3 protein-coding genes are annotated in these 2,778 nt (G+C 31.2%); all 3 read right to left on the minus strand.

Features of this window, described 5'->3' with window-relative positions; all coding sequences use genetic code 11:
• Positions 1-4: 4 nt before the first annotated feature.
• Positions 5-1,120 carry a DUF763 domain-containing protein gene (locus BP769_RS06020; RefSeq protein WP_413862259.1) on the minus strand — a complete coding sequence of 372 codons (1,116 nt, stop codon included), beginning with the start codon at positions 1,118-1,120 and terminating at the stop codon, positions 5-7.
• A gap of 64 nt (positions 1,121-1,184) precedes the next feature.
• On the minus strand, positions 1,185-1,685 hold the full coding sequence (locus BP769_RS06025; RefSeq protein WP_413826238.1) for a fumarate hydratase C-terminal domain-containing protein: 501 nt from the start codon (positions 1,683-1,685) through the stop codon (positions 1,185-1,187).
• Positions 1,686-2,013: 328 nt separating this feature from the next.
• On the minus strand, positions 2,014-2,778 hold a 765-nt coding region (gene mfnA / locus BP769_RS06030; protein WP_413862261.1), incomplete at its 5' end, for a tyrosine decarboxylase MfnA.

Consider the following 2,778-nt stretch of genomic DNA (forward strand, 5'->3'; position numbering starts at 1 on the left):
TTTTTTAGGTGATAAAATCATCTAATCTTTTTATTGCTTTTATTCTCTCATCTTTATTTATATGGGATTCTTCTATTGCTTGTCTCATTGTATTAATTGAATTATCACATACTTCACGATTTACAGGATAAGGGAAACCATCTTTACCACCATGTGTGAAACTATATTTCACAGGATCTTCCCAACTTGCAGGTTCACCATATACTAAATCACTTATTAATGCTAATGCTCTTATCTTTTTCGGACCAATACCATGTAAAAGGAGTAATTCCTCATAATTTTCAGGTTGTATTTCCCATGCTTCTTTAAGTACTTCAAATTCTTTATCTGATAAATCCATATCAAGTACTGGATGATGTGCCGGCATGGTGAAACTGGTTGTGGATTTGAAATCTGAGAGTAAAGTTTGTGCTTGATCTTTTCTTTTAAAATATTTACGTAAGTGTTCTGGATTATCATTTATTAAATCTATGCTAATTTGTTGTGTGTTTTGACTTTCTGTTGCAACCATATTTAGTGCTTGTGCTTCTTTTTCATCACAGGATATTCCAGTATGTGGGTTTTCTAACATATCATCTATTGTGTTACTCATCCAATGGTATCTTCTTGCATACTTATTTTTTGTATTCATTCCTTGTTGGACTACTGCCCATTCACCTTTTTCTGTTATGAAGAAATTATGTTGATATAGGGTGAATCCGTCTTGTATGCAACTATTATCTATTTTAGCAGATAATTTACTATTGTTCACCATTTCATCAATTTTATTTGTGGAAATATTGAAAAGATCTCCTGCATGAATTATGCCTTGTGGTGTTTTACGAGACTTAGCACCTTTTCCACCGGAAATGTAGATTCCATGTTTTTCTGGTTTAATTGCTCTTTTTAAAGCTCCAAGTGTTGTTGTGGTTGTTCCAGAGGAATGCCAATCAAATCCTAATACGCAGGAGAATGCTTGAAACCAGTATGGGTTACTTATACGGTTTAAGTATTCTGTGTGACCGTATTCATCTAGTATTACATCTGTTATTGCTTCGGCTAAATCTATCATTCGGGTGAATAACCAGTGTGGTGGGTGTCCTCCATGTAATGGTAAATTCGCTACCCCTTTTCTTTGCATATTAATATTTTTATAAAATTAGTATTTAAATAATTAGAGAGCATTTGAAAAATAGTGTGTTTATTTAAATGGTTTCACCATTAATACTTGCAACTATACCTGGAATATTTTCCACTTCTAATTGGTATAATGCTTCCATTCCTTCTTCTGGATACATTACACATTTATAAGATTTCACTTTACTTGTAAGTAATGCTGCAACAGGTGGTGTTACTATATAAGCACTTCCCTCTTTTTTTAAACCTTCAACAGTTTCAGGGTGTAGGGATCCTTTCCCTATATGTAATTTCACACCAGCACTAGATAATGGTATTATGCTTGATTCTATTTCGGTTTTATTACTAGTGGTTGGTGCAATCCCCGCACTACTAAAAGCTGTATGCATAATCACAGCCCCTTCAAGGTTTACTTTAATTTCATCTTTTTGATTATTTTCTAATAATTTTACAAGTTTTGGCAGTACTGCATCTCTTCCTGTAAGCATTGTTCCTGTAATATTTACCTTATCACCAATTTTAAGATTTTTAATAGTTTCATTTTTGACTGGTGTTGTGATTTCTTTCATATTATTATTTTATATTTTTGGAATAGTTTAATATTTCTCTTTTTTGATAAATTTGGGGAAAATTAGAAATTAATTTATTTGCAGGTAGATATATTGTTAAAAGTGGATTTTACTGGTAATGATTTATATAAATATGCAAATGATGTATCATGTATTATTATTATTGTAAAAGTTAAAGTATAAAATACTGTGACTTTATTTAGATAAGAAAAATATTTTTATTTTTTAAAGTATTAAATTTTCCTGTTTTTTAAGGTAAAAAAAGAATCAATATAAATTGTTTAATACTTAATTAAACAAGTAGTTAACAATGTAAGTATGATAATTTTTAAAGATTATTTTTAATATCCTTAAGGTCACCTAGTAAATCTAGAATATTTTCATGCTTAATGTGTCTCATCACTATGATTCTTACAGCTTCTGGACATTTACTCATAGAAACTCTCCAATCTCTTTTTTCAAGTTCATCAGCTAAATCCTCAGTACTTAACTGTGGATGGTTAAAACCTATAATATTAAGTTTAGGTTCCATAACCAAGTCATAACCTAAATCTTTAAGGCCTTTAGCTAGAAAATCAGTATTATCCATACATTCCTTTGCTAATTTAGCATAACCTTCACGACCAAGATATTTCATTAAAGCAAAAATAGCTGCACTACTAGCTCCAAGACGGGTTCCAACAATTGTTGATTGTTGTTTATAAGTTAAATATGGAGTATCAACTGCCATTGCATCTAAACATTTATTATCCTTAAATAGTATGCAACCTGCAGGTATTGGTGCAAGTCCCATTTTATGTGGATCCACGGTCATGGAATCAACACCGGGTAGGGTGAAATCAAAATCTGGGAAATTGTATCCTAAATCTTTAAGGAATGGTATTACAAATCCTCCAAATGCTGCATCAACATGTAAGTGAATATTTTTATCAATACTAATATCTGATAATTCGTGGATTGGATCTATTACTCCAAGTTCTGTTGAACCTGCAACTCCCACTATTGCAACAGTATTCTTGTTTATATTGTCTTGTACAAAATCAGTAGAAGTTCTGTAATCTTTATCTAATGGTGCGTGGATTACTTTTAATCC

Source organism: Methanobrevibacter sp. UBA417 (assembly GCF_002508845.1).
Classification (GTDB): domain Archaea; phylum Methanobacteriota; class Methanobacteria; order Methanobacteriales; family Methanobacteriaceae; genus Methanobrevibacter_A; species Methanobrevibacter_A acididurans.

What these genes read in the sequence shown, in the direction of transcription:
- BP769_RS06020 (WP_413862259.1), bottom strand. Translation starts at nt 1,120, where the DNA reads ATGCAAAGAAAAGGGGTAGCGAATTTACCATTACATGGAGGACACCCA.
- BP769_RS06025 (WP_413826238.1), bottom strand. Translation starts at nt 1,685, where the DNA reads ATGAAAGAAATCACAACACCAGTCAAAAATGAAACTATTAAAAATCTT.